The organism is Permianibacter fluminis, assembly GCF_013179735.1.
Taxonomy (GTDB): domain Bacteria; phylum Pseudomonadota; class Gammaproteobacteria; order Enterobacterales; family Permianibacteraceae; genus Permianibacter; species Permianibacter fluminis.
Map to the genome: position 1 here is coordinate 105,163 of NZ_JABMEG010000003.1, position 25,109 is coordinate 130,271.

Genomic DNA, 25,109 nt, shown 5'->3' on the forward strand with positions numbered 1-25,109 from the left:
CCGAGATGCGACAACTGTCGCGGCGCTGCGCGATCAATCCGGCAGCGGTGTCGTCAGCATTTGAATGCCCTGGCGACCGCCCTGCAGGGCAAAGCCGGCCAAGGTATCGAGATCGGCATCCGGATGATTGAGCACTTGCTGCAGCATCGGATGATTGAGCCCGGTCAGCACTTTCAGCAGGAAGCGCGTCGCCAGCGTCGTGATGGCACCGGTCAGTGCCGGGCTGGCGTGATCGCACAGCAGCAACACGCCGGCGCCGGTGTCGAGTTGTTCCAGCCGCTGCTCCAGATGCGGTACCAAGACCTCTGCCGTCATTTCCACATTGATCATCAGTGCCATGGCATTGACTGCCAGTTCATCCGGGCCGCTGTCCAACTGCCGCAGCAATTGGGCCGCGCAGCCGTCGTGACTCATGATCAGAATGCCGATGCTCATGCCTGGGGTCTCGGTTCAGTTATTTGATGTCGCGGTGACGGACCTGGGTATGCGGCCGCTTTTGCCGGAAATGGGCGGCCAGTTGTTCGGCCACATAAACCGAGCGGTGCTGACCGCCGGTGCAGCCGATCGCCACGGTCAGGTAAGAGCGATTTTCCTGCTCGAACCGTGGCAGCCAGGTTTCGAGAAAAATCCGCACCTGCCAGATAAACTCGCCGACTCGGGGCTGCTGCTCGAAAAAGGCAATGACCGGCTCATCGCGGCCGGAGTGCGGGCGCAGCAGCGGGTCCCAGTGCGGATTGGCCAGACAGCGGGCGTCGAAGACATAGTCAGCGTCGATCGGCACGCCGTTCTTGTAGCCAAACGACTCGAACAGAATGTCCAGCCGCGCGCCTTCCCGGCCGAGCACCCGATCGAGCACCAGCTCACGCAGCTTGTTGCTGGACAGTGTGGTGGTGTCGATCAGCAAATCGGCGCGCGACGCGATGGGGCTCAGCAGCTCGCGTTCGCGGGCAATGGCTTCATTGAGCGACAGACCGGCGTGGGTCAGCGGATGCCGACGGCGGGTTTCGCTGAAGCGTTTCAGCAGGGTGCTTTCTTCGGCGTCGGTGAAAATGACCAGCGGTCGGCTGGCTTGGTCGAGCAGTTGCTCGTAGACCTGATCAAACTGGGCCAGCTCTTCCAGCTGGTTGCGGGCATCGATGGAAAAGGCGAGCTCGGCGTGTTCGTGCCGGACTTTCTGCACCAGGGTCGGGATCAGGCTGACCGGAATATTGTCGACGCAGTAATAGCCCTGATCTTCCAGCGCGCGCAGCGCCACCGATTTGCCGGAACCAGAGCGACCACTGAGCAGAACCAGAGCCATGAGCCATGCAATTTCAGAGCGGGGGAGTGGCAAAAGCTTAGCACGGACGTCCGGTCAAACTGGTGAAATTTGCCGCAAAAGGCGGTGTGACCGGCTCACGTGAAAGGGAATAAAAAAAGGAGCCGGGTCGGCTCCTTTTTTCTACTGAAATCACCTTTCATCATGAAAACAAGGACTTGAGGCGTGGGGCTCAATGGCCGCGCAGCATTTCCTTGTGCTTTTTGACCTGACGGTCGAGTTTGTCCATCAGCAAATCAATGGCGGCATACATGTCGCCGTCTTCACAGTCAGCGAAGATTTCGCCGCCGTTGACGTGCAGTTTGGCTTCGGCTTTCTGACGCAGTTTTTCCACACTCAGAATGACATGGACGTTATTGATGTGATCAAAATGGCGGTTTAGCCGCTCGAATTTGTCATTGACGAAGCTGCGCAGAGCGTCAGTGATCTCGACATGGTGGCCGGTCAGGTTGATTTGCATAGTGGCTTCCTCTTTCGGCGCCAGATCAAAGGTCGTCGCTGGCAGCGGCGGTTCCCTCATCATGGCTGCACTTACAACATGGTGCATGGTGGCCGGCTTTTCAAGCTGGTCCCGTTGACACCGGTCAAACCCGGTTCTGCTTTCCCACCCCAACGCCAGCCAACCTTGCCGCGCCTGGTGTGGAACCTATTTCTGGAGTGTCGCTCCAGACCCTCTTTTCTGAGTCGCTACTCAGACTCGCTTGCTAAACACTTGTTGCCTGACCAATACGTCGGTCGGGCTCAGCCCAGCGTCTTGCGTTCGCTGGATGGCGGTATGGACATGGCTTCGCGGTACTTCGCGACCGTGCGCCGTGCCACGACAATGCCGTCCTTCGCCAGAATCTGGGCAATTTGACTGTCACTCAGGGGTTTGTTGGCCTCCTCAGAATCGATCAGTTTGCGGATACGGGCGCGGATGGCGGTGCTCGAAGCTTCGCCGCCGGCGGTGGTTGCCAGATGGCTGGAGAAAAAATATTTCAGTTCAAAAATGCCGCGTGGGGTGTGCATGTATTTCTGGGTGGTCACCCGCGAAATGGTCGACTCGTGCATGCCAAGCAGCTCGGCGATATCGGCCAGCACCATCGGTTTCATCGCTTCTTCGCCATGCTCGAAGAAACCAATCTGCTGCTCGACGATCGAGGTCGCGACTTTCAGCAGCGTCTCGTTGCGGCTTTGCAGGCTCTTGATGAACCATTTGGCTTCCTGCAGATGGTTGCGCAAGAAGCTGTTGTCGGCGGCGGTGCGGGTGCGCTGGATGAGGCTGGCGTAACTGGAGTTGATTCGCAGCCGTGGCGCAATTTCCGGATTCAGCTCCACCGTCCAGCGATTGCGTTTCTTGCTGACAATGACATCCGGGGTGACGTATTCGGCAGCGTTCTGGGTCATCGCGCTACCGGGCCGCGGATTCAACCGCTGTATCGCGGCAATGGCGTCACGCAGCTGATCTTCGCTGAGCCGGGTTTTCCGCATCAGGGTTTTGAAATCGCGCGCGGCCAGCAACGGCAAATAGTCGCGGACGATCAGCTCAGCTTGGCTTATCCGATCATTGCCGTTGCGGGCCTGCCGCAGCTGCAACAGCAGACACTCGCGCAAATCGCGGGCAGCGACCCCAGGCGGATCAAATTGCTGCAGGCGCCGCAGCACGGCTTCGACTTCGTCCAGATCGAGATTGCCTTCTTCATTCAGGCTTTCGTAGAGATCCGGGCAGCTGGTGCGCAAATAGCCGTCGTCATCAATGGCGTCGATAATGGCTTCGGCGATCGCGCGATCGGTGTCGCTGAACGGGGTCAGATTCAGTTGCCAGCGCAAATGGTCATGCAGACTTTCCCGGGTCTCGCCCTGGAATTCGTAATCGTCATCGCCTTCCCGATTGCCGCTGCCACCGGCAGGCGAACTGAAGTCCCAATCTTCCCACTGGGCATCGACCGGCAATTCCGCATTCAGATCTTGCTGTTGCAAAGCTTCGCTGGTGTCAGGTGTGTGCTCGTCAGCCCCCAATTCACGATCAGCTTCGCTACCGCTGGCGCTGCTGGAAAATTCCGGCTCGCCAAAGTCGCTCTCGCCGGCGCGGCTGTCGGCATAGTCCGAATCGGCATAATTGCTGTCGGAAAAGTCGGTACCGCTGAATTCGGCCTCGCTGTCAGCGCGATCGGCGGCGCTTTCATTCTGATCGCGTTCGCTGGCTTGTTCTTGCTCGACCGCCTCGAAGCCGTCGTCGGCTTCGTCACCCGGCTCACTGACTTCGAGCATGGGATTGGAGTCCAGCGCCTGCTGGATTTCGGTCTGCAACTCCAGACTGGACAGCTGCAACAGCTTGATCGCCTGCTGCAATTGCGGCGTCATCGTAAGCTGTTGGCTGATGCGTAGTTGGAGTGAGGGTTTCATTCTTCTGGTTTGACTACCATGTCAGTGCCGTCTGTGGTCGCGGCGCCCTTAACTTCACTATAAACCAATCTGCAGAATCTGATCGGCTTACAGCGTGAAATGTTCTCCCAGATACACTTGCCGGACCTGCTGGTTGGCCAGAATCGCTTCCGGTGCGCCATCGGCAATCAGTCGGCCTTCGCTGACAATGTACGCGCGTTCACAAACCGTCAAGGTTTCACGGACATTGTGATCGGTAATCAGAATGCCGAGGCCCCGATCGCGCAGGTGCTGGATGATGCGCTTGATTTCCAGCACCGAGATCGGGTCGACACCGGCGAACGGTTCGTCAAGCAAAATGAAGCGCGGCTCGGCGGCCAGCGCCCGGGCAATTTCGACGCGGCGGCGTTCACCGCCCGATAATGCCATGCCCAGACTTTTGCGCAAATGTCCGATGTGAAACTCGTCCAGCAAGGCCTCCAGCTTCTGCTGCCTATCCGCATCGGTCAATGCCGGATTCAGTTCCAGAATGCCGAGAATATTGTCGGCTACGCTGAGCTTGCGAAACACCGAGGCTTCCTGCGGCAAATAGCCAATGCCCTTGCGCGCGCGCACATGCATCGGCTCGCCGGACAAGTCCTCGTCGTCAATCTGGATGCTGCCGGCATCGGCATTGACCAGACCGATGATCATGTAGAACGAGGTGGTTTTACCGGCCCCGTTTGGCCCCAGCAAACCGACGATTTCGCCTTGACGAACCGTCAGTGAAACATCTTTGACAACTTGTCGGCCTTTGTAAGCTTTGGCCAAATGCTGCACCAGTAGCGTACTGCTCACGGGTTATCCTTTTTCGGTTGATCCTTTGTCGCAGTGTCGGTTTTTGGCGCGACATTTTCCTGCACCCGGGTGATCTTGACCTGCTCGCCATCACGTTTGGGCGCGGTGGTCAGTTTGCGCTGGCCATCGTATTCAATGACGCTGTGCTCGAAGGTGGTCTTGCCCTGAATCAGCTTGGCACTGCCTTCAAGGTAGAGATATTCCTTGCTGCCCAGATAGCGCAGCTGATTGGCTTGGCCCTCAATCGGCTGGGCATCGCCTTCGCGCCGGCTGAAAATCGCCGGATTGCCGGTTGCGGCCAGATCATTCAATTGATCGCCGGTTTCGGTCAGCTGAATTTGCGCCGCTTGCAGGCGCATTTCGCGGTTGGTTTTGGCATCGCGCTGTATCAGTGAGGCGTCGCCGCTCAGTTCAATGCGGCCGCTGTCGGTGTCGTAAAAAATTTCCCGCGCCCTGGCTTCCGATGTGGCGCCGGTGATCGGGTCGGTGTGTTCGAGAATGGCCGGCTCACCGCGAAACCGGCCGCTTTTCAAATTGCCGTTTTCGTGTTGGGTCGCCTGCATTTCATCGGCCCGGATCTGGACATTGTCCTGACTCAGCAGGGCGTTGCCGCGATAGAGGTATTCGCCGGTCTTGCCATCGAGTGAGGCGCTGTCGGCACGCAGATCGGTGCTGCTGGCAGCGACGCTCACGGCGGCGGCCAACAGGCTGTTGCCGATCAGGGCAAGGCCGCCAGTCAACACGGCGGCGCAGACTCGCTGCAGGTTAAGGCGTGGTTTTTTCATAATGTCCTTTGACATCCGCCAGCAGTTGCAGTTGCTCGGTGGCCAGATTGGCGTGCAGCCCGGTGGCACTCACACGGCCGTTGGGGCTGACAAAATTGATCCGCGCGGCGGTGTCGGCCGTGCGGGCATTCATGTCGACGGTCAGGGTATCGGTTTCCATCCGCAGCGCAGGTACACCATCGCTGCCGGCCCGGCTCAGGCTGACCTGCTTGTTCAGCGTCAACTGGTCGCTGCCAAGTTCAGCATCGGCGAACTCGGCAGCAACTTCCCAGGGCTTGCCATCGGCGCGCACCAGTTCGATCCGGGGCTGCTGAATTTGCGAACGTTTCTGATCCTGAAAATGGTCGATGCGCGGTGCGGTCAGCACGTGTGAAAGCTGCCCGGCACTATCGAAATGGCGGCTGACGATGCCTTCCATGTAGTAATCGCTGCGCGCTTCCTGCAGCGCTTCGGTCATCGCCGCCGTCGGCTGGTTTTTGCCGGCCTGTTCGCGATTGAGCACGGTCAGCACCACCAACGCGACCAGCAAGGTGCCGGCGCCAATGATGACGCCACGCCAGTTGAGCGCGATCACCTTGCGGGTGACCACCTCGACACTGGCGCGCGCCGGCGATTCGGTGGGCTTATCCCGATCTGCGGATTGGCTCATGCTTGATACTCGGCCAGCAGCGCGGGCCAGTGGCCCTGCGCCTGCAGCAACAGATCACAGACTTCGCGTACCGCGCCGGTGCCACCATCGGCACCGGTAACGAAATGGGCGTGGGCTTTCATGACCGGGTGGGCATCAGCCGGGGCGGCGGCCAGCCCGACTTGCGCAAACAGCGGCAGATCCGGCAAGTCGTCACCGATATGGGCGACTTGCTGTGGGCTCAACTGCAATTGATTCAGCAAATCCGCAAACGCGCCCCGCTTGTTGGCGTTGCCCTGATACACCCGCTTGATGTCGAGTTCGGCGGCGCGGCGCTCGACCAGCCGGGATTGGCGACCGGTAATCAGCGCGACTTCAATGCCAAATTTCTGTATCGCGCGCAATCCGAAACCGTCCTTGATGTTGAAGGCTTTCAGCTCTTCGCCGGCATTGCCGAGAATGACGCTGCCATCGGTCAGCACGCCGTCGACATCGCAGATCAGCAATTTGATGGCGCGGGCGCGGGCGAGTAACGGAGCGTCGATCATCGCTTACACCACCCCGGCTTTGAGCAAATCATGCATGTTCAGGGCGCCGACGACCCGGCCGTGATCATCGAGCACAACCAGTTGATTGATGGAGTGCTGTTCCATCAGCCGCATCGCTTCAGCGGCCAGCACGGTGGCTTTGGTGCTGCGGCCGCCCGGCGTCATCACGGCCTTGATCGGGGTTGCGTTGAAGTCGAGCGACTTGGCCAGCGTGCGGCGCAAATCGCCGTCAGTGAAAATGCCGAGCAGCTTGTCGTCGGCATCGACGATGGTGGTCATGCCGAGCCGTTTGCGTGACATCTCGAGCAGGGCGGCGCTGACCGTGGCGTCGGGGCCGACCTTGGGAATGTCGTTGCCGGTGTGCATCATTTGTTCAACGTGCAACAGCAGCCGCCGGCCCAGTGCGCCGGCCGGATGCGACAGCGCAAAATCTTCTGCGGTAAAGCCGCGGGCTTCCAGCAGCGCGACCGCCAGCGCATCGCCCATGGCCAGCGCGGCGGTGGTCGAGGCGGTCGGCGCCAGTCCAAGCGGGCAGGCTTCCTTGTCGACACTGACATTCAGGTGGACGTCGGCGGCTTTGGCCAGAGTCGAACCGGGCCGGCCGGTCAGCGCGACCAATGGCACGCCGCGCCGCTTGATGACCGGCAGCAGCATCAGGATTTCGTCGGTTTCGCCGGAGTTGGACAGGGCCAGAACCACGTCCTGGCCGGTGATCATGCCGAGATCGCCATGGCTGGCTTCGCCCGGGTGGACGAAAAATGCCGGGGTACCCGTCGAGGCGAGGGTGGCGGCGATTTTGCCGCCGACATGGCCCGATTTGCCCATTCCGAGCACCACGGTGCGGCCCTTGCAGGCCAGTAACAGGCTGCAGGCCTCGGCAAAACTGTCATCCAGCCGCTCGCGCAGGCGCTGGACGGCCTCCGCTTCAATCTCGAGAACAGCACGGCCGAGGGCCAGAAAGTCAGTGCGATTGGGCATGTCAGTCTTGTCTTGCCGGGAGCAGGGCATCCGGGCCTGGGCGCAGGCCTTATGCAAAAGCAGGGCCGTCAGTATATCAGCGCTCTCGCGACCGGTACCGGTTCAGGTGTGATTCAGCGCTGGCCGGCAGACTGGCCGCCGTTACCGCCAGCAAGGATTCCTTTTACAGTGGCCAAGAGCTCTGACCATAAAACGGGTAAAATACGCCGCTTTGCCGCCCCGGGCGGCGCTGAGACGACCATCACGGACATGACTTTGACGGCAGAAAACGCAACGGACAATCTGGTCGAGGTGCGCGGATTGCATTTCGCCCGCGGCGAGCGGGTCATTTACGACGGCATTGATCTCAACATTCAGCGCGGCAAAGTCACTGCCATCATGGGCCCGTCCGGTACCGGCAAAACCACTTTGCTGCGGCTGATCGGCGGGCAACTGAAGCCGAACGCCGGCAGCATTCGTTTCGACGGCACCGAGGTGCCGAGCCTGGGCAGACGCGAGTTGTTCCAGCTGCGCCGGCGCATGGGCATGCTGTTTCAAAGTGGCGCCTTGTTCACCGACATGACGGTGTTCGAGAACGTTGCGTTTCCGGTGCGTGAACATTTGCATTTGCCGGAAACGGTGCTGCGCGCGCTGGTGCTGATGAAGCTGGAAGCGGTTGGTTTGCGCGGCGCCCGCGATCTGATGCCATCGGAGTTGTCCGGCGGCATGGCACGCCGTGTCGCTCTGGCCCGCGCCATCGTGATGGACCCGGCCATGATCATGTACGACGAACCGTTCACCGGTCAGGATCCGATCTCGATGGGGGTGCTGCTGCAACTGATTCGTCTGCTCAATGACGCGCTGGGTTTGACTTCCGTGATCGTGTCGCACGATGTCGATGAAGTGTGCTCCATCGCCGATTACGCCTACATCATTTCCAATGGCCACATCGTCAGCCACGGCACGCCGCAAGAACTCGGCCGTAGCAACAATCCGCGGGTCAGCCAGTTCATGCAGGGTTTGCCGGACGGTCCGGTGCCTTTCCATTTTCCTGCTCGCGCCTATGGCGACGATTTGCTGGAGGTCGCGGCGTGATCCCGAGTTACGGAATAAGCACCAAATTGAGACAACTCGGCGCTGGCACCATCGAAATGGTGGCAACGAGCGGCCGCGCCAGCATTGTGCTCGGGCGGGCGTTTGTCGGTTCATTCAACATTCGCCGCGGTGCGTCGCTGCTGACCAAGCAGCTGTATCAGGTCGGCGTGCTGAGTCTGGCCATCATTGTGGTGTCGGGTCTGTTCATCGGCATGGTGCTTGGTCTGCAGGGCTACACCATTCTGGTCAAGTACGGTGCCGATGCCAGTCTCGGCCCGATGGTGGCACTGAGTCTGGTGCGCGAGCTCGGGCCGGTGGTGGCCGCGCTGTTGTTCGCCGGCCGTGCCGGTTCGGCGCTGACTGCCGAAATTGGTTTGATGAAAGCAACCGAGCAGTTGTCCGGCATGGAGATGATGGCGGTGGACCCGCTGCATCGCGTCGTGGCGCCGCGGCTTTGGGCCGGCTTGATTGCGCTACCGCTGCTGACCGCGATTTTCAACGTGGTTGGTGTCTACGGCGGCTATCTGGTCGGCGTCGAATGGCTTGGCGCAGATTCCGGCGGGTTCTGGTCAGCGATGCAATCTGCGGTGGATTTCAACGACGACATCATCAACGGCGGTATCAAGAGCGTGGTGTTTGCGTTTGTCGTGACCTGGATCGCGGTGTTCCGCGGCTATGATTGCGTACCGACCTCGGAAGGGATTGCGCGCGCTACCACGCAGACCGTGGTGCATTCGTCACTGGCCGTGCTGGGGCTGGATTTTGTGTTGACGGCTTTGATGTTTGGCGAGATTGGTTAATGCTCGGCGAGAGCGATTCAAGATTCGGAGAGATGGGTTAATGGATATGCGTCGGATAGAAATTCTGGTGGGTGTGTTTGTGGTGGCGGGATTGGCTGCCATGCTGGCGCTGGCGTTGAAAATCAGCAGCATCAACCGGATGACCGGTGACACCACTTATCGGGTTTATGCCAAGTTTGAAAACATTGGCGGCTTGAAAGTTCGCTCGCCGGTCAAGGTCGGCGGCGTTGTGGTGGGTCGCATTGCGACCATCCGGCTGGATCAACAAAGTCTGACCCCGGTGGTGGAAATGGCCATCAGCACGGAGTACAGCCAATTCCCGATCGATACCTCGGCCAAAATCAATACGGCAGGTTTGCTCGGTGAGCAATACATTGCGTTATCACCGGGCGGTGAGGACAACATTCTGCACGATGGCGACAGCGTCACCGAAACCCAATCGGCACTGGTGCTTGAAGAGTTGATCAGCAAATACCTGTTTGCTGACAAGAAGCCGGAATGAGCGAACGGTCTCCGTCATTGAATGCACATTGAGCGGTAAATAAGGGATACCCACCATGTTGAAGAAACTATTTGCTGTCATGATCTTGCTGTCGGCGCCGTTGCTGGCGACATCGGCCAACGCCGGGCAAACACCGGATGCCGTCATCCGCTCGGCAACCGATGCCATGACCACACGGCTGACCGCTGACAAGGCCAAGATCGCCGCCAACTCTGCCCATGTCGAAGCGATTGTCCGCGAGCTGGTGTTGCCACACGTCGATTCCGATGCCGTCGCCCGCCGGGTGCTGGCCAAGCACTGGAAAGGCGCAACCGAAGATCAGCAGAAGCGTTTCACCAATGAGTTTCAGGCCTATCTGGTCCGCTTCTATGCCAAGGCGTTCGCCAACTATGATGGCGAGAAAATCAATATCGTCGGCACGCCGGAACTGGATGAGCGCGGCAACGCCACCGTCAAAACCGAAATCCTGCGCAAGAATGGTCAGCCGATTCCGGTGGCTTACCGGATGGCGCCTGCCGACGACAGCTGGAAAATGTACGACGTGGTCATTGAAGGCATCAGCCTGGTGCAGAGCAAGCGTGATGAGTTTGGCCCGCTGATCACCAGCAAAGGTCTCGACAAGGTCATCGCCGATCTGGCCGGCGTCAATGCGACCGCCAATACTGGAGCTGCGCAGTGACCCTGACGGAAGTGAAGCCTGGCCATTGGTCGGCAGTCGGTGAGCTGACCTTCACCACGTCGGGCGATGCCTGGCAGCCGTTGCAGGATTGTTTGTCGGCGAACGCTGCCGGCCTGCAGCTGGATGTCGCCGGTTTGACTCGGGTCGACAGTGCCGGATTGGCTACCTTGGTGGCGTGGCTCGCCATCGCGAAGAATCGTCAGATTGGCGTGCAGATTGCCGGCGCGACCGAGCAGTTGTTGCAGCTCGCCCGGGTCAGCGGTGTTGATACCGTGCTACCGTTGCAGTGGCAAACCGCGACAGCCGCGACAGCCGCGACGGCCGCGACGGCCTGATCGCGCAGGCGGCCGGCAACGAAATGGCACTACCCACGAACAGTTGAGGATGCATCATGGCGGTTACCGTTGAAGCGCTCAGTGCGCGCTTGCAACAGGCATTTGTCGGCGACAAGGTTGACGTCACCGGCGATGGTTACCACTTCCAGGTCACCATTGTCAGCAGCCGCTTTACCGGCTTGCGGGCGGTGCAAAAACAGCAACACGTTTACGCGGCCGTTCAGGATTGGATTGCCAGCGGTGAGTTGCATGCATTGAGCATGCGCACCTTCACGCCAGAGGAATGGTCCACTAACGGCAACAACGCCGGCTGATCACAGTTCGACTGGAACCCTCATGCAAAAATTGTTGATTGATGGCGGCATCCCCTTGCATGGGGATGTTCGCATTTCTGGCGCCAAGAATGCGGCGTTGCCGATTCTGTTCGCGACCATTCTGGCCGATGCTGAAGTGACGCTGGCCAATGTCCCGCATTTGAACGACATCACCACGACCATTGCCCTGCTCAGCCGACTGGGCTTGAAGATCACGGTCGATGAAAAAATGACGGTCACCGTCGATGGGCGCCATATCGATCATTTCGAAGCGCCGTATGAATTGGTCAAAACCATGCGCGCCTCCGTGCTGTGCCTGGGCCCACTGCTGGCCCGGTTTGGTCAGGCCGATGTCTCGCTGCCGGGCGGCTGCGCCATTGGTGCCCGGCCGGTCAATTTGCATATTCATGGCTTGCAGCAAATGGGCGCTGACATTGTGGTCGAAGCGGGCTTCATTCGCGCCCGCAGCAATGGCCGCTTGAAAGGCGCGCACGTGTTTTTTGATCTGGTCAGCGTTGGCGCCACCGAAAACATTCTGATGGCGGCAACCCTGGCCGATGGCACGACGATTATTGAAAACGCGGCGCGCGAACCGGAAGTGGTCGATCTGGCCAATTGCCTGATCGCCATGGGCGCCAAAATTGAAGGCGCCGGCACGCCGACGATTACCGTACATGGCGTCGAGCGCTTGCATGGCTGCGAGCATTCGATTCAGCCTGATCGCATCGAAACCGGCACTTATCTGGTGGCCGCGGCCATGACCGGCGGCAAGGTCCGTTGTACCCATACCGATGCCCACATTCTCGATGCCGTGCTGCAAAAGCTGAAAGAGACTGGCGCCAAAATTGAAACCGGTGCGGACTGGATCGAGCTCGACATGCAGGGTAAGCGGCCGAAAGCCGTCAACCTGTCGACGCAACCCTATCCGGGCTTTCCGACGGACATGCAGGCGCAGTTCTGTGCACTCAATGCGATTGCCGACGGCGCGGCCACCATCACCGAAACGATCTTCGAAAATCGCTTCATGCATGTGATGGAAATGCAGCGGATGGGCGGGCATTTTGATGTCCAGGGCCATACGGTTGTGGTGCACGGTTCGGAGTCGTTGACCGGCGCTGAAGTCATGGCTACCGATCTGCGCGCGTCGGCCTCACTGGTACTGGCCGCGCTGGTCGCCAACGGCGAAACCACGATCGACCGGATTTACCATATCGATCGCGGCTATGAGTGCATCGAGGAAAAATTGCAGGGCTTGGGCGCGCGCATTCGCCGGGTCAGTTGATTGGCCGGTATTGCCGCAATCAAATCGCTGCAGACGAGTCACCGGTAAATAGGTTGCAGTAAAAAAAGGCCCGCATTGCGGGCCTTTTTGTTTGCCATCACACGGCAAGCCGATCAGGGCCGAGCGGGCTTTTCATCCGGCTTTGCTAGCTCCGGACTGCGCTCGCTGACCGCTACCGCAAATTCTTTCATTTCGCTGCCGCGCCAGACCCGCAACTGCACGGTATTGCCCGGCGTGGTGTCGGCAATGCGCCGCAGCAGATCGGTCACGCCGCCGATCAGCTCACCATTGAAATGCGTGATCCAGTCGCCGGGCTGCAAGCCGGCGGCAGCGGCGCTGCCATTGGGATCCACGCTGTCGATGCGCACGGCATTGAGGAATTTGTTGTCACTGTCGTCGCTGCGGATTTCATTGGCCGAGCCACTGCCAACAAAGCCGATCGAGCCGCGCACCACCCGGCCATGTGTCAGGATTTGATCAACGATTTTGATGACATAGTCGCTCGGAATGGCAAAGCCGATGCCCTGCACGCCAAGCTGCGCCGGTAACACTTCCGAGTTGATGCCCACCCATTCGCCACGGGCATTGACCAGTGCGCCGCCGCTGTTGCCGCGATTGATCGCGGCATCGGTTTGAATCAAGCGGATAAAGCCGCGCTCCAGTCGCTCGGTCGCGCTGACAATACCAATGGTCACGGTTTGGCCAAGCAGGAACGGATAACCAATGGCGAGCACGACATCGCCAACGCGCGCCGGCGCTTTCGGATTGGCAATCGCTTGCAGCTTGTCGGCGTTGACGCGCAGCAGTGCCAGGTCGGTCGCGGGATCAGTGCCGACCACATCGGCGCGCAAGGTGCGGCCATCGCGCAGTTCCACTGCGATGGCTTCCGCCTGTCGAACAACGTGATAGTTGGTGATGATGAGACCGTCTTCGCGCCAGATAACGCCGGAGCCAAGTCCGACGGAAACACGGCTGTTGCCTTCCTGCGGTTTGCTGGCGATGGCGGTGCGAATACTGACCACGGATGGCGCTGCCGCGGCGACCGCGTCGGCATAACTGAACGGTGTGCGTGCGGGTATCGCCACCGGTTTGACCGGCGCCGCTGCGACAGCGGGTTGTTGCCATTGTCGCCACTGCTGCTGCAACAGCAGCGTCAAGGCGGCGGCCAGTAACCCGGCCAGCATTGCCGCCAGCAGCATACGCAACCACGCCGCCATCTTTGATCCCCGTTATTTTTGGGCCAGGTCATTTTTTCTGGCCAGATGATGCTCCGTGGCCGTGCCAACACTGTAGCACGGCCGCCGGGGCCGGCAGCAGTCCCTCGCTGCCACGGCAGGCGCTCGCAGGCTTACTTGACGATCACCATATAACTGGCGTCATCACGGACGATGTTCAGTGGTAACACCCGCTGGCCATCGGCGAGTTTTTTCAGATCATCGAGGTTGTCGACCGCGTAGCGGCCAATGCCGACGATGACATCGCCGGCGCTGATGCCAAAACTGGCCAGCCGCGCGCGTTTCTGCAGCTCGACAATTTCGACGCCGGCTGGCTCGCCGCGCTGTTGCCGATTACGCAGCACCACGCCTTCCAGCAGCGGATGGATTTTGCTGCCGTCAGTGCGCGCCGACAATTGACTGGACAGTTTCGCTTGCACCGTCAGCTTGCGGTTGTCGCGCAGCACATCGAGACTGACTGTGCTGTCGGCAGGCAACAGACCCAGTTGGTTGAACAAGTCGGCGCGGTTACGCACCGGTTTGCCATTGAGCGCGGTGATGATGTCGTAGGTCTTGATGCCGGCCCGGTCCGCTGGCGTCCGTTCACTGACTTCGGTAACGATGACTCCGGTGGTCTGGGTAATGCCCAGCGCTTCAGCAAGCTCCTTGCTCATGTCGTTGCCGCTGAAGCCAAGCGCGCCACGGCGAACTTCACCATGCTGCACCAACTGCTGCTCGATGCCGACCGCAAGGTTGATTGGAATCGCAAAGCCGATGCCGATATTGCCGCTGCCACCGGGCGAGACAATGGCGGTATTGATGCCGACCAGTTCGCCGCGCAAATTGACCAGCGCGCCACCCGAGTTGCCCGGATTAATCGCGGCGTCGGTCTGGATGAAGTTTTCGTATTGCTCGATGCCAAGGCCCTGCCGGCCAAGCGCGCTGACGATGCCGCTGGTGACGCTGTGACCGAGGCTGAACGGGTTGCCAATCGCCACAACAAAATCGCCGACGCGCAATTTGTCGGAATCGGCCAGCGGCACTGCCGTCAGATTTTTCGGTTCGACTTTCAATACCGCGACATCGGTGTCGTCATCGCTACCGATCAGGCTCGCTTTCAGTTCGCGTCCGTCAAACAGGGTGACGGTGATTTCATCGGCATTGGCAATCACGTGATGGTTGGTCAGCACCAGACCTTTCTGGGCATCGACAATGACGCCGGAGCCGAGGCTGCTGATTTTCCGTGGCGGTCGCTTGTACAGGCGGCCAAAAAACGGATCGCGCAGCACCGGGCTTTCGATGGTGGCGCTGGTGGCGATATTGACCACGGCCGGACTGACTTTCTCCAGCATTGGCGCCAGGCTGGGCAGCGGCTGGCTGTCGACGGCCACCGGCAGTCCGGCGGCGCCGACCGGGGAAATGGCAACGCCAGACATGGCTCCCAGGCTGAGCAGACTGAGCAGGAAAGGGCTGAGCCAACGCATGACAACTCCTGTATGGGCGGCAATCAAGGAAACGAATGGTTCGGCAGAAGAAACCGGGCATGGCACCGGAGACGGCAGGCGCATCGCCGGTTCAAATGCCGTGCGAAAGTGGGGCTGGTCGCCGGCAGTTCAAGACCGACAAAGCCGGCAAGGGTTCCGAAAGACAACGGGACGGGCAACAAAAGCGGCGGTGAATCGGAGAAACGGAACGACAGGCCGGCGAAAACAAAGACTGGGGAAATGCTGGCTGGGGAAAATACCGGCCCAGAAACGACTCAGCCTGAAATCCGGTCGGGATTTCAGGCTGAGTCTGACAGTTCAACGTTGGCGCCAGTGCTCAGGCGTATGAGTGCTCGTCAAAGCCGGTGCTGCGCCGTGGTGCCGGGTAATCTTTTGGCGCTTCCAAGATGCTTTGATCCGGTAGCGGACAGGCCGCTGCCGACGCCAGCGACGGGCCACCGCTTCCCGCCCAGCTGCCGGCCAATCGGGCCGACCATTCCGGACTGCTGGCCGAACTGTTGGCGGATTCCGCGGTGGCGCTGCGAATTGCGAGCACCGGCGTCGAGGCTTTGCTCGGCAAGGGCTTGCTTGCTTGCGCGATGGCCGGATTGGGGCCGGTCAGGTTGGCGGCAAATTGCTCGGCGCCGCTGCGCAAGGTGGCCTGCAGATCGCGATAGGCACCCGAGACGCGATCCAGCTCGCCCTGCATGTCGCCGACAAACCGCGACATTTGCTCCTGATGACGGCTCAACTCCAGTTGCTTGTTTTCCAGCGCACGTTGCAAACGGGCGAGGGCTCGACCGCCGGGCGAGGTTCGCCGACCGAGCAGAAAACCAACAATCCCCATGACAACCGCAATCACTAACAACCAGCGCAGGTCCATGATCCACCTCTTTTTCGAACGTCAGCGCACTCCGTGCACTTCTGTGATGGAGTATAGAAGGCCTTGCTGAATTTTTCGTGACTGCAAGATGGCAATTTGCCGTGCTGGGCGAGCGCTTTCTGCTGTGCGAAAATCGCCATCCACCTTGCCAGCCAGTGACCCTGCTTTGACCGCTCCCAGTGAAACACTGCACCTGATCGACGGTCCTTCCGGACCAATCGAGCTGCGCCTGCTGCTGCCGGAAGGCGCGCCGCGGCGACTTGCCGTGGTGTGCCATCCGCATCCCTTGCACGGCGGTACGATGGACAACAAAGTGGTCTATACGCTGAGCCGGTTCATGGCGGCACGTGGCGCGCTGACGGTGCGGTTCAATTTTCGTGGCATCGGCAAAAGTGCCGGCACGTTTGATCACGGCATTGGCGAGCAAGCGGATCTGGATGCCGTCACCGCCTGGTTACGTCAGCAGCACGAAGGGACCCTGCCGTTATGGCTGGCCGGTTTTTCCTTTGGCTCCTTTGTCGCGGCCATCAGCGCCAACCGACTGCAGGCCGAGCAACTGGTCAGCATTGCGCCGCCGGTGCAGCGGTTCGATTTTTCCCGGCATGCGCTGCCGACCTGTCCGTGGCTCATCGTCATGGGCGATGCCGATGAAGTGGTCGAGCCGCAAGCGGTATTTGACTGGGCGGCCGGTTTGCCCGGCTCTGCCCGACTGGTGAAGATGGCCGGCGCCGGCCATTATTTCCACGGTCGCCTGATCGAGCTGCGTGAGCAATTGGAGCAGGCGTTGCCAACGTGAGTGCGGGGCTGTCGCCGGCCGAGTAGGGCAGGCCGTAGCAATACCGAGGCGGCATCCTTAACTTGGTTGCCCACCATGCCGCTGTTACAACAACCCGATCACGGCTACATGATCACAGCGACGCGCTCACAACACCACAATCACAATATTCTTATCACAACGGCAAGCAGATCCTGATGGCTCAAAGTCCCCTGTTGCAGCGCTACCGAGATGATGTCGCCAGCGGCCGTCGTCAGCAGGATGGCGCGCAAGAAAAAGCACTGCAAACCTTGGCCAGTGTGCAAAAGGATCTGCTGCGTCAGCAAAACAGCAGTCCCGGTTTGTGGCAGCGTCTGTTGGCGCGCAAGCCGGCGCCGGTTCGCGGCCTTTATATGTGGGGTGGCGTTGGCCGCGGCAAAACCTATTTGATGGATCTGTTTTTCGAAACGCTGCCGTTCGAACACAAGCAGCGGCTGCATTTCCACCGCTTCATGCACTGGCTGCATGGCGAGCTCAAACGCCGCAAAGGCGAGGCCAATCCGTTGGCGGCAATTGGTGCCGAGTTGGCGGGTAAAACCCGGGTGCTCTGTTTTGACGAGTTTTTTGTCACCGACATCGGCGATGCGATGCTGTTGGCCGGCCTGCTGGAAAGCGTGTTCAGTCAGGGCCTGACGCTGGTGGCAACGTCGAACATTCCGCCGCAGGATCTGTACCGCAACGGCCTGGCCCGCGACAATTTTCTGCCAGCCATCGCGCTCATTGAGCAACATTGCCAAGTCATGAATGTTGATGGCGGCACCGATTACCGCCTGCGCGATCTGCAGCAGCACGGGGTGTACCTGTGCCCGGACGACAGCGCCGCCGAAGCAGTATTGCAGCAGCGCTTCCAAAGCCTGTGCGGGCACGAATATCGGACCGAGCCGCTGGTCATCAATGACCGCGCGATTCACGCCCGGCGCTGGGGTGAGGGCGTGGCTTGGTTTGATTTTGCGGCGCTGTGCGAAAGCGCCCGGGCGCAAGCGGATTACATCGAACTGGCCCGCTTGTTCCATACCGTGCTGGTCTCGCAGGTGCCGGCGCTGGCGGCCGGCAAGGATGATGCGGCCCGCCGATTCATTTCGCTGGTCGACGAGTTCTATGAGCGCCGGGTCAAGCTGACCTTGGCGGCGGCGGTACCGCTGGAGCGCATTTACGGCGGCGACCTGCTGGCCTTCCCGTTTGAGCGGACCCGGTCGCGGCTGCAGGAAATGCAGACGGCGGCCTACCTGTCGGCGGCCCATTTGCCCTGAACCAGCAAATTTCACCTCGAAATCGGCTGTCCGATTCGCTGGACCGGAACGCCCTTGCTAGAATCTTGGTGCCACTCACCACCACCGGCCTCGACCGGAGAGCTCGTCTGTCATGAAAAGCCTTGTACGCCTGATGTTCGCGATAGCCTGGTTACTGACCGGGACTGTGGCGATTGCCGCGGAAGAGGACTACCAGCGCGCGCTGAAACTGGTTCAGCAAGGCCAGATCCGGGCCGCCCAGCAGCCGCTCGAGGCCTATGTAAAAGAGGCGCCGCAGGATGTCCGGGGCCGCTTTCTGCAGGGCGTGCTGCTGATCCAGCTCGGCAAACTGACCGAGGCGACCCGGCTGTATCAGGATTTGATCGAAGAATTCCCGCAATACCCGGAGCCGTTCAACAACCTGGCCGTGCTGTACGGCATGCAGGGCCAATACGACAAGGCCCGGGCCGTGCTGGAAATGGCCCTGCACACCCACCCGAGCTATGCGGTGGCCTATGAAAACCTCGGCGATGTCTATTCCCGGATGGCGTCGCAGGCCTATGAAAAAGCCCTGCAGATGGACAACAAGAAGCCGGCCGGGCAGCCAAACCTGAAACTGCTGAACGAGCTGCGTGGCGCGCCGGAACCGGTACGAGTGGCCGTCAGCAAGCCGGCAGACGTCAGCAAACCGGCTGACAAAGCGACGGAAAGCCAGAAACCAGCCGATGCCGGCAAGTCAGCCGAACCGGTCGCCGACAGCAGCAAGCCGTTGCAACCAGACGTTGAGGCCGCGCTGAAAGCGGTCAGCGACTGGGCTGCCGCCTGGTCGCGCAACGATGTCGAAGCCTATCTGGCCGCCTATGCACCGGATTTCCAGCCAGCAGACGGTTCCAGCCGTGAGCAATGGGCCGAGCAGCGCAGTCAGCGCATCGCCAAGCCACGCCGAATCGCGGTGTCGGTGCTGCAACCGAGTGTCCGGCCGCTCGACGACGGCCGCATGCAAGTGAGCTTCCGGCAGCAATATCGCTCCGGCAAGCTGGAAGAAGTGGGCAACAAGACCCTGATACTGGTAAAAAGCGCAGACCGTTGGCTGATACAACAAGAACGAACAGGTAACTGATGCGTTGTAAATCTGGTTCTGGGCTACCCGTGCTGCTAGCCGGCGTGCTGCTGTCTGCGCCGTTTTTCCCGTCGTTGACGCAAGCGCTCGAGCGTATTGATCAACCCACCCCGCCAACCCCGTCGGTTGAGACCCTGTTGCTGGAGCCGCTGCGCAAATTGCAGGCTGGTGGCGATCTCAGCACGGCCATTGCCGATGTTGATCGGGTCATTGCCCGCTACCCCAATTTCCGTCTGGCACATCTCATCAAGGGCGATTTGTTGCTGGCACATCGGCAGCCGCTGGATGCCATCGGTAGCGGCGCCCCAGCTGCGGCGCCGCTGCAGGATCTGCGTGAAGAGGCCATGGCCCGGCTGATTCGGCAAGCCACCGAGCGGCCGCAGGATCAGGTGCCGAAATATCTGCTGCAACTGACACCGGAACAGCGTCACGCGCTGGTTATCGATATCGATCACGCCACTCTGTATGTGTTTGAAAATCGCGACGGCGTGCCGGTGTATGTCAATGACTACTATGTCAGTCACGGCAAGAACGGTGCTGACAAAGTGAAGGAAGGTGACAAGCGTACGCCGCTTGGCGTCTATCAAATCACCCGGGAATTATCGAAACAAAAATTGCCGGATTTTTACGGCGCCGGCGCGTTTCCGCTGAGTTATCCCAACGAATGGGACAAGCGGGAAAAACGCCAGGGGCACGGCATCTGGCTGCATGGCACGCCGAGCAATACCTACAGCCGGCCGCCGCGCGCCAGTGATGGCTGCGTGGTGCTGGCCAATCCGGATTTCGAGGCGCTGGCAAAATATGTCGATATCGGCAGCACGCCGGTCATCATTGCCCCGCATATCGAATGGACCGACAGCACCGGCCGCGAGCAACTGCGCAGCGAATTGCTGAGTAGCGTCGAAGACTGGCGCGCTGACTGGCAGAGCCGCGATATCGATCGCTACCTGAGTCATTACGGCAGCGAGTTCTCTGACGGCAAGCAAAACCTGGCCAACTGGGCCGGGCGCAAACGTCAGGTCAACGACAGCAAGACCTGGGTCGAGGTGGGTTTGCGCGATGTCAGCGTCTTTCTGCAGCCGGGTCGGGACGATTTGGCCGTGGTCAATTTCGAGCAGGATTACCGCAGCAACAATCTCAGCAACACGATGCGCAAACAGCAGTACTGGCAGCGCGAGAACGGTGCCTGGCGGATCGTGTTCGAGGGCTGATGCCCGGCCGCGCTCAAGCCCGGGGCGATATCGGCAGCAAAACAAACGGCGCCCGCAGGCGCCGTTTGTTTCAGGAACGGGTTGCCGATTAGGCGACCATTTCCTTCATCTTCTTCAACGGACGAATTTTCAGCACGGTCTTGGCCGGCTTGGCCTTGAACATGACTTCTTCGCCGGTGAACGGGTTGATGCCTTTGCGGGCCTTGGTGGCCGGCTTTTGCACGCAGGTGACTTTGAACAGGCCCGGCATGACGAACTCGCCAGCGCCTTTCTTGTCGATGTGGCGGTCGATCAGGTCAGCCAGGCCGTCCAGCACGGCGCTGACTTGCTTGCGGTTCAGCTCGGTCGACTCGGCCAGCGAGGTGACGATCTGACTCTTGCCGTACTTGTCGGCGATAGGGCCTTTGCTGGCCAGAGCCGGCTTGGCAGCGGCTTTCTTGGCGGGGGCTTTCTTGGGGGCGGCCTTCTTGGCCGGGGACTTCTTCACTGCTTTGGTAGCTTTCTTGGCAGCCATGGGTAAGCCTCGTTTGTTATGTCCTGACAGCACCAATTGCGGTTTTTCCCGGGATTTTCCGGTGATCACGCAATCTTGAACGCCGTTGTAGCGAAAAAAACGCGGCAAATAAAGGCTTTTTTGCTTTTTAACACGAAAAAAGTCCGATAATTCCGTACCTTGGCTACCGGGTAGCCAGGAAAAGCACCGCCGCCCTTGATCTTGGCTTCGGCAGCCGCGTAGAATGCGCGCCCCTGTTTTATCGATTCAGCTTGTTACGTCAACAAGCCCAAGCAGCCCTTGTGGAGCCTGTAAATGAAGACCGTTAGTGCCAAGCCGGAAACCGTCAAGCGCGACTGGTACGTCGTAGACGCCAGCGGCAAGACGCTGGGCCGTCTGGCCACCGAGCTTGCACGCCGTCTGCGTGGCAAGCACAAGGCCGAGTACACCCCGCACGTCGATACCGGCGATTACATCGTCGTCATCAATGCCGAGAAAGTGGCCGTCACTGGTCGCAAGTGGACCGACAAGAAATACTATGACCACTCGGAATACCCGGGCGGCATGCGCGAAACCGCGTATAAAGACATGGTGGTTCGCCACCCGGAAGAGATCATCGAGCGCGCCGTCAAAGGCATGCTGCCGAAGAATCCGCTGGGTCGCGCCATGTACCGTAAACTGAAAGTCTATGCCGGTGCTGCCCACAAGCACGAGGCACAACAGCCGAAAGTGCTGGATATCTGAGCCCGGATTACAGAGTTAGGAACCGACCATGGCACTGCAACAAAACTATGGCACTGGCCGCCGCAAGAGCGCAGCCGCACGTGTCTTCCTGCGTCCGGGCAAAGGCAACATCACGGTCAATGACCGTAGCCTCGACGTTTTCTTCGGCCGCGAAACCTCGCGGATGATCGTGCGCCAACCGCTGGTGCTGACTGACATGCTCGAAAAGTTCGACGTGCTGGTCAATGTCGAAGGCGGTGGTGGTACCGGCCAGGCCGGTGCCATTCGTCTGGGCATCACCCGTGCCCTGATGGAATACGATCCGACCCTGCGTCCGGCGCTGCGCGCTGCCGGTTACGTGACTCGCGATGCCCGCGAAGTCGAGCGTAAGAAAGTCGGTCTGCGTAAAGCCCGTAAGCGTCCGCAGTACTCCAAGCGTTAATTCTTGCCGTCCCGTACGGCAGGTTCGCTACAAAAAGCCCGGCTCGCCGGGCTTTTTGCTTTTTCCAGTCCGTGCCCCGCGAGTCTGGCCACGGACTGCCGCCGAGCAATGCGAAAGCTTCGCAAGCAGCTGTTTTTCCGAGAACTTCTGGCCCCGTATTCCTTGTCGCTGACGGGGCCTTTCCTCTATCATTGCGCATCTTTTTGCAGGGCTCACCCGTGCGCCTCTGCCAAGCCTCGGTTAGCGCCCAAAATCGCGCCAGGTGATTTTTTCGGCCTCTTGCTCCGGCATTTCCGCGCTCGCGGGATTTGTTGGCGAAACCGGCCATACTTGCTTTCGTTTTCGATTGGGGAGACCAGCTGCAATGGCTGACCACAAAGACGGTGTTGATCTGGGCCGTCGCCGGGTACTGACCTGGGCCGCTGCCGCCGTTGGCGCAGTCGGTGCCGGGTTTGTCGCGGTGCCGTTTATCAAGTCCTGGATGCCGAGCGCCAAAGCGCAAGCGGCCGGTGCGCCGGTTGAAGTGCCGAACATCAGCAAGCTGCAGGAAGGCGAAGGCATGATCGTCGTCTGGCGCGGCAAGCCGGTGATGATTGTGCGCCGTTCGCAAGCGGCAATTGACGCACTCGCCGGTCTCGCGACCGAACTGCGGGATCCGGATTCGAAAGAAATCGAGCAGCAGCCGTCGTATGCCCAGAACGGCACTCGCTCGATCAAACCGGAATACCTGGTAGTGGTGAATATCTGCACCCACCTCGGTTGCTCGCCGACGTTCAAACCGCAAGTGGAAGCCGACTGGGCTGGCGGTTTCTACTGCCCTTGCCACGGTTCCAAATTCGATATGGCTGGCCGCGTCTTCCAAGGCGTTCCGGCCCCGCTGAATCTGGTGATTCCGCCGCACATGTATACCGGCGAAAGCTCGCTGATCATCGGCGTTGATGAGCAAGGAGCCGCATGATGGCTGTCGAACAGAAACCCGAAAAAAATCTGCAGGACTGGGTCGATAACCGGTTCCCGCTGACCGAAACGGTCGAGTACCACGCGACCAAGTACTACGCCCCGAAGAATTTCAACTTCTGGTACTTCTTTGGCGCGCTGGCCATGCTGGTGTTGGTCAACCAAATCCTGACCGGTATCTGGCTGACCATGTTCTACAACAACTCGGCAGAAGGCGCCTTTGCCTCGGTCGAGTACATCATGCGTGACATCGAGTGGGGCTGGCTGATTCGCTACATGCACTCGACCGGCGCGTCATTCTTCTTCATCGTCGTCTATCTGCACATGTTCCGCGGCCTGCTGTACGGTTCGTTCAAGAAACCGCGCGAGCTGCTGTGGCTCATCGGCATGGTGATCTTCCTGCTGTTGATGGCCGAAGCGTTCATGGGCTATCTGCTGCCGTGGGGCCAGATGTCGTACTGGGGCGCACAGGTCATCATCAACCTGTTCGGCGCCATTCCGTTCGGTATCGGTGACGCGCTCACGCTGTGGATCCGCGGCGACTACGTTGTTTCCGGCGCCACCTTGAACCGTTTCTTTGCGCTGCACGTGATTGCACTGCCGCTGGCGCTGGTTGGTCTGGTGTTCATGCACCTGGTCGCGCTGCACCATGTCGGTTCGAACAATCCGGATGGCATCGAAATCAAGGCCAAGAAGGGTCCGAACGGCATTCCGCTCGACGGCATTGCCTTCCATCCGTACTACACCGTGAAAGATCTGTGGGGTGCTGGCGGATTCTTGATCGTGTTCTGCACCATCATTTTCTTCTTCCCGGAAGGTGGTGGTTACTTCCTCGAAGCGCCTAACTTCATTCCGGCCGATCCGTCCAAGACGCCGCCGCATATCGCGCCGGTCTGGTACTTCACGCCGTTCTACGCGATTTTGCGCGCGGTGCCGAACAAGCTGGCGGGTGTCGCTGCGATGGGCGGCGCCATTGCGGTGCTGTTCGCGCTGCCGTGGCTGGACCGCAATCCGGTCAAATCGATTCGCTATCGTGGCTGGCCGTACAAACTGGCGCTGGCGCTGTTTGTTGTGTCGTTCGTGATTCTGGGCGTGCTCGGTGCGGCTCAGCCGACCGATGCCAAAACCATTCTGGCGCGAGTCTGCACAGCGGTTTACTTCCTGTTCTTCTTGCTGATGCCGTTCTACACAACGTGGGAACAGCGCTATAACAAACCGGTGCCGGAACGGGTGAGCTGAGATGAAAAAAATCACTAGCCTTTTTGTTTCGTTGGTGGCGAGTGCGGGCTTGCTGGCCGGCGCGGCGTTTGCGTCGGGTGGCGAAGAGCATCTGGAACACGCCAATATCCAGCCGGACAACCTGAAGTCGCTGCAAAACGGTGCCGCGCTGTACGTTAACTACTGCCTCGGCTGTCACTCGCTCGAACACCAGCGTTATCAGCGGATGGCGACCGATCTGCATTTCGACACCGATGTCGTGATCCAGAATCTGATGTTCACCGGTGACAAGATCGGCGAGCAAATGAAGATCGCGATGCGCAAGGACGATGCCGCCAAATGGTTTGGCACGCCGCCGCCGGATTTGACCCTGGTGGCGCGTTCGCGTGGTGCCGACTGGATTTACACGTACCTGAAAGGCTTCTACAAGGACGACAAGCGTCCGTACGGCGTCAACAACACGGTGTTCCCGAACGTTGGCATGCCGCACGTGCTGCAAAGCCTGCAAGGTCTGCAGACCCGGACCGATGAAGGTCATCTGGAGCTGGCGACCCCGGGCAAGTTGAACGCAGAAGAGTACGACAACACCGTACGCGATCTGGTCAACTTCCTGAACTATGTTGGCGAACCGATCAAGGCCGAGCGCCGTTTTGTCGGCGTGTTTGTCGTGCTGTTCCTGTTGTTCTTCTTTGGTGTGGCGTACTTGCTGAAGAAAGAATACTGGAAAGATGTGCACGGTGACGACCACTAAGCCGGGTCGTTATCGCTACCGATAAGGCAAATGGCGACCCTCGGTCGCCATTTGTTTTTTGTGCATTCGCCGCAGCGATCGTGTGATCGGTTGCGGCGCGATGATCAGGATGGAGGCCGCATGGCC

29 protein-coding genes and 1 pseudogene are annotated in these 25,109 nt (G+C 59.8%); 17 read left to right on the forward strand and 13 right to left on the reverse strand.

Features of this window, described 5'->3' with window-relative positions:
• Positions 1–33 precede the first annotated feature (33 nt).
• The 9 genes from HPT27_RS18540 to HPT27_RS18580 all read right to left on the reverse strand — a co-directional run bounded on the left by HPT27_RS18540 (position 34) and on the right by HPT27_RS18580 (position 7,458).
• The gene (locus HPT27_RS18540; RefSeq protein WP_172246592.1) at positions 34–435 is read right to left on the reverse strand and encodes a PTS sugar transporter subunit IIA; all 402 of its coding nucleotides are present in this window, start codon (positions 433–435) and stop codon (positions 34–36) included.
• Positions 436–454: 19 nt separating this feature from the next.
• Entirely contained in the window at positions 455–1,300 is an 846-nt protein-coding gene (gene rapZ, locus HPT27_RS18545) for an RNase adapter RapZ (protein ID WP_172246594.1), read from the reverse strand.
• Positions 1,301–1,490: 190 nt separating this feature from the next.
• On the reverse strand, positions 1,491–1,778 hold the full coding sequence (hpf, locus tag HPT27_RS18550) for a ribosome hibernation promoting factor (RefSeq protein ID WP_172246786.1): 288 nt from the start codon (positions 1,776–1,778) through the stop codon (positions 1,491–1,493).
• Between the two features lie 281 nt (positions 1,779–2,059).
• The gene (locus HPT27_RS18555) at positions 2,060–3,703 is read right to left on the reverse strand and encodes an RNA polymerase factor sigma-54 (RefSeq protein ID WP_172246596.1); all 1,644 of its coding nucleotides are present in this window, start codon (positions 3,701–3,703) and stop codon (positions 2,060–2,062) included.
• Positions 3,704–3,790: 87 nt separating this feature from the next.
• Complete coding sequence (lptB, locus tag HPT27_RS18560; RefSeq protein ID WP_172246598.1) at positions 3,791–4,519, reverse strand: LPS export ABC transporter ATP-binding protein; 729 nt, start codon at positions 4,517–4,519, stop codon at positions 3,791–3,793.
• Complete coding sequence (locus HPT27_RS18565; RefSeq protein ID WP_172246600.1) at positions 4,516–5,304, reverse strand: LptA/OstA family protein; 789 nt, start codon at positions 5,302–5,304, stop codon at positions 4,516–4,518. Before HPT27_RS18565 ends, lptB begins: the two co-directional genes overlap by 4 nt.
• The gene (lptC, locus tag HPT27_RS18570) at positions 5,285–5,953 is read right to left on the reverse strand and encodes an LPS export ABC transporter periplasmic protein LptC (protein WP_172246602.1); all 669 of its coding nucleotides are present in this window, start codon (positions 5,951–5,953) and stop codon (positions 5,285–5,287) included. Before lptC ends, HPT27_RS18565 begins: the two co-directional genes overlap by 20 nt.
• Positions 5,950–6,480, reverse strand: coding sequence for a 3-deoxy-manno-octulosonate-8-phosphatase KdsC (gene kdsC, locus HPT27_RS18575; RefSeq protein WP_172246604.1), 531 nt, complete (start codon positions 6,478–6,480; stop codon positions 5,950–5,952). Before kdsC ends, lptC begins: the two co-directional genes overlap by 4 nt.
• A 3-nt stretch (positions 6,481–6,483) precedes the next feature.
• The gene (locus HPT27_RS18580) at positions 6,484–7,458 is read right to left on the reverse strand and encodes a KpsF/GutQ family sugar-phosphate isomerase (RefSeq protein WP_172246606.1); all 975 of its coding nucleotides are present in this window, start codon (positions 7,456–7,458) and stop codon (positions 6,484–6,486) included.
• A 249-nt stretch (positions 7,459–7,707) separates the two neighbouring features.
• Between HPT27_RS18580 and HPT27_RS18585 the strand changes: the two genes are divergently transcribed.
• Genes HPT27_RS18585 through murA form a run of 7 tightly spaced genes read left to right on the forward strand, consistent with a single transcriptional unit; the run spans position 7,708 to position 12,444 of the window.
• Positions 7,708–8,532 carry an ATP-binding cassette domain-containing protein gene (locus tag HPT27_RS18585; protein WP_172246608.1) on the forward strand — a complete coding sequence of 275 codons (825 nt, stop codon included), beginning with the start codon at positions 7,708–7,710 and terminating at the stop codon, positions 8,530–8,532.
• Between the two features lie 14 nt (positions 8,533–8,546).
• Positions 8,547–9,332, forward strand: coding sequence for a lipid asymmetry maintenance ABC transporter permease subunit MlaE (mlaE, locus tag HPT27_RS18590; protein ID WP_172246788.1), 786 nt, complete (start codon positions 8,547–8,549; stop codon positions 9,330–9,332).
• Between the two features lie 40 nt (positions 9,333–9,372).
• On the forward strand, positions 9,373–9,834 hold the full coding sequence (mlaD, locus tag HPT27_RS18595) for an outer membrane lipid asymmetry maintenance protein MlaD (RefSeq protein WP_172246610.1): 462 nt from the start codon (positions 9,373–9,375) through the stop codon (positions 9,832–9,834).
• Positions 9,835–9,889: 55 nt separating this feature from the next.
• Positions 9,890–10,513, forward strand: a complete 624-nt coding sequence (locus HPT27_RS18600; RefSeq protein WP_172246612.1) for an MlaC/ttg2D family ABC transporter substrate-binding protein — start codon at positions 9,890–9,892, stop codon at positions 10,511–10,513.
• Positions 10,510–10,848, forward strand: a complete 339-nt coding sequence (locus HPT27_RS18605) for an STAS domain-containing protein (protein ID WP_172246614.1) — start codon at positions 10,510–10,512, stop codon at positions 10,846–10,848. Before HPT27_RS18600 ends, HPT27_RS18605 begins: the two co-directional genes overlap by 4 nt.
• 56 nt (positions 10,849–10,904) lie before the next feature.
• A complete protein-coding gene (locus HPT27_RS18610) occupies positions 10,905–11,162 on the forward strand; it encodes a BolA family protein (protein WP_172246616.1) in 258 nt (85 codons plus the stop codon).
• A gap of 22 nt (positions 11,163–11,184) precedes the next feature.
• The gene (gene murA, locus HPT27_RS18615; protein ID WP_172246618.1) at positions 11,185–12,444 is read left to right on the forward strand and encodes a UDP-N-acetylglucosamine 1-carboxyvinyltransferase; all 1,260 of its coding nucleotides are present in this window, start codon (positions 11,185–11,187) and stop codon (positions 12,442–12,444) included.
• 113 nt (positions 12,445–12,557) lie between these two features.
• Here murA and HPT27_RS18620 read toward each other — a convergent pair whose 3' ends face one another.
• The 3 genes from HPT27_RS18620 to HPT27_RS18630 form a co-directional block, all read right to left on the reverse strand.
• Positions 12,558–13,661: a S1C family serine protease gene (locus HPT27_RS18620; RefSeq protein WP_172246620.1), complete on the reverse strand. Its 1,104-nt coding sequence runs from the start codon at positions 13,659–13,661 to the stop codon at positions 12,558–12,560.
• Positions 13,662–13,792: 131 nt separating this feature from the next.
• Positions 13,793–15,142, reverse strand: a complete 1,350-nt coding sequence (locus HPT27_RS18625) for a Do family serine endopeptidase (RefSeq protein WP_172246622.1) — start codon at positions 15,140–15,142, stop codon at positions 13,793–13,795.
• Positions 15,143–15,479: 337 nt separating this feature from the next.
• Positions 15,480–16,025, reverse strand: coding sequence for a hypothetical protein (locus HPT27_RS18630; RefSeq protein WP_172246624.1), 546 nt, complete (start codon positions 16,023–16,025; stop codon positions 15,480–15,482).
• A gap of 166 nt (positions 16,026–16,191) precedes the next feature.
• Here HPT27_RS18630 and HPT27_RS18635 point away from each other — a divergent pair, with 166 nt between their 5' ends.
• The 5 genes and pseudogenes from HPT27_RS18635 (at position 16,192) to HPT27_RS18650 (ending at position 20,399) form a co-directional block, all read left to right on the forward strand.
• Positions 16,192–16,821, forward strand: a complete 630-nt coding sequence (locus HPT27_RS18635) for an alpha/beta hydrolase (RefSeq protein ID WP_235951122.1) — start codon at positions 16,192–16,194, stop codon at positions 16,819–16,821.
• A gap of 176 nt (positions 16,822–16,997) precedes the next feature.
• Complete coding sequence (gene zapE / locus HPT27_RS18640; protein ID WP_172246628.1) at positions 16,998–18,089, forward strand: cell division protein ZapE; 1,092 nt, start codon at positions 16,998–17,000, stop codon at positions 18,087–18,089.
• A gap of 97 nt (positions 18,090–18,186) precedes the next feature.
• Positions 18,187–18,567, forward strand: a pseudogene (locus HPT27_RS19735) (Wzy polymerase domain-containing protein); the annotation flags it as partial.
• 78 nt (positions 18,568–18,645) lie between these two features.
• Positions 18,646–19,188 carry a YybH family protein gene (locus HPT27_RS19740; protein WP_456238495.1) on the forward strand — a complete coding sequence of 181 codons (543 nt, stop codon included), beginning with the start codon at positions 18,646–18,648 and terminating at the stop codon, positions 19,186–19,188.
• Entirely contained in the window at positions 19,188–20,399 is a 1,212-nt protein-coding gene (locus HPT27_RS18650; RefSeq protein WP_172246632.1) for a L,D-transpeptidase family protein, read from the forward strand. Before HPT27_RS19740 ends, HPT27_RS18650 begins: the two co-directional genes overlap by 1 nt.
• An 88-nt stretch (positions 20,400–20,487) precedes the next feature.
• Here the strand turns inward: HPT27_RS18650 and HPT27_RS18655 are convergent, their stop codons facing one another.
• On the reverse strand, positions 20,488–20,913 hold the full coding sequence (locus HPT27_RS18655) for an HU family DNA-binding protein (RefSeq protein WP_172246634.1): 426 nt from the start codon (positions 20,911–20,913) through the stop codon (positions 20,488–20,490).
• Between the two features lie 294 nt (positions 20,914–21,207).
• Here HPT27_RS18655 and rplM point away from each other — a divergent pair, with 294 nt between their 5' ends.
• The 5 genes from rplM (at position 21,208) to HPT27_RS18680 (ending at position 24,983) form a co-directional block, all read left to right on the forward strand.
• Positions 21,208–21,636 (forward strand): 50S ribosomal protein L13, encoded by a 429-nt coding sequence (gene rplM, locus HPT27_RS18660; RefSeq protein ID WP_172246636.1) that lies wholly within the window; start codon positions 21,208–21,210, stop codon positions 21,634–21,636.
• Between the two features lie 28 nt (positions 21,637–21,664).
• Positions 21,665–22,057 carry a 30S ribosomal protein S9 gene (gene rpsI, locus HPT27_RS18665; RefSeq protein ID WP_172246638.1) on the forward strand — a complete coding sequence of 131 codons (393 nt, stop codon included), beginning with the start codon at positions 21,665–21,667 and terminating at the stop codon, positions 22,055–22,057.
• Positions 22,058–22,421: 364 nt separating this feature from the next.
• The gene (petA, locus tag HPT27_RS18670) at positions 22,422–23,015 is read left to right on the forward strand and encodes a ubiquinol-cytochrome c reductase iron-sulfur subunit (protein WP_172246640.1); all 594 of its coding nucleotides are present in this window, start codon (positions 22,422–22,424) and stop codon (positions 23,013–23,015) included.
• Positions 23,015–24,253: a cytochrome b gene (locus HPT27_RS18675; RefSeq protein ID WP_172246790.1), complete on the forward strand. Its 1,239-nt coding sequence runs from the start codon at positions 23,015–23,017 to the stop codon at positions 24,251–24,253. Before petA ends, HPT27_RS18675 begins: the two co-directional genes overlap by 1 nt.
• Positions 24,254–24,263: 10 nt before the next feature.
• On the forward strand, positions 24,264–24,983 hold the full coding sequence (locus HPT27_RS18680; protein ID WP_407951162.1) for a cytochrome c1: 720 nt from the start codon (positions 24,264–24,266) through the stop codon (positions 24,981–24,983).
• The last annotated feature ends 126 nt before the right edge of the window (positions 24,984–25,109 follow it).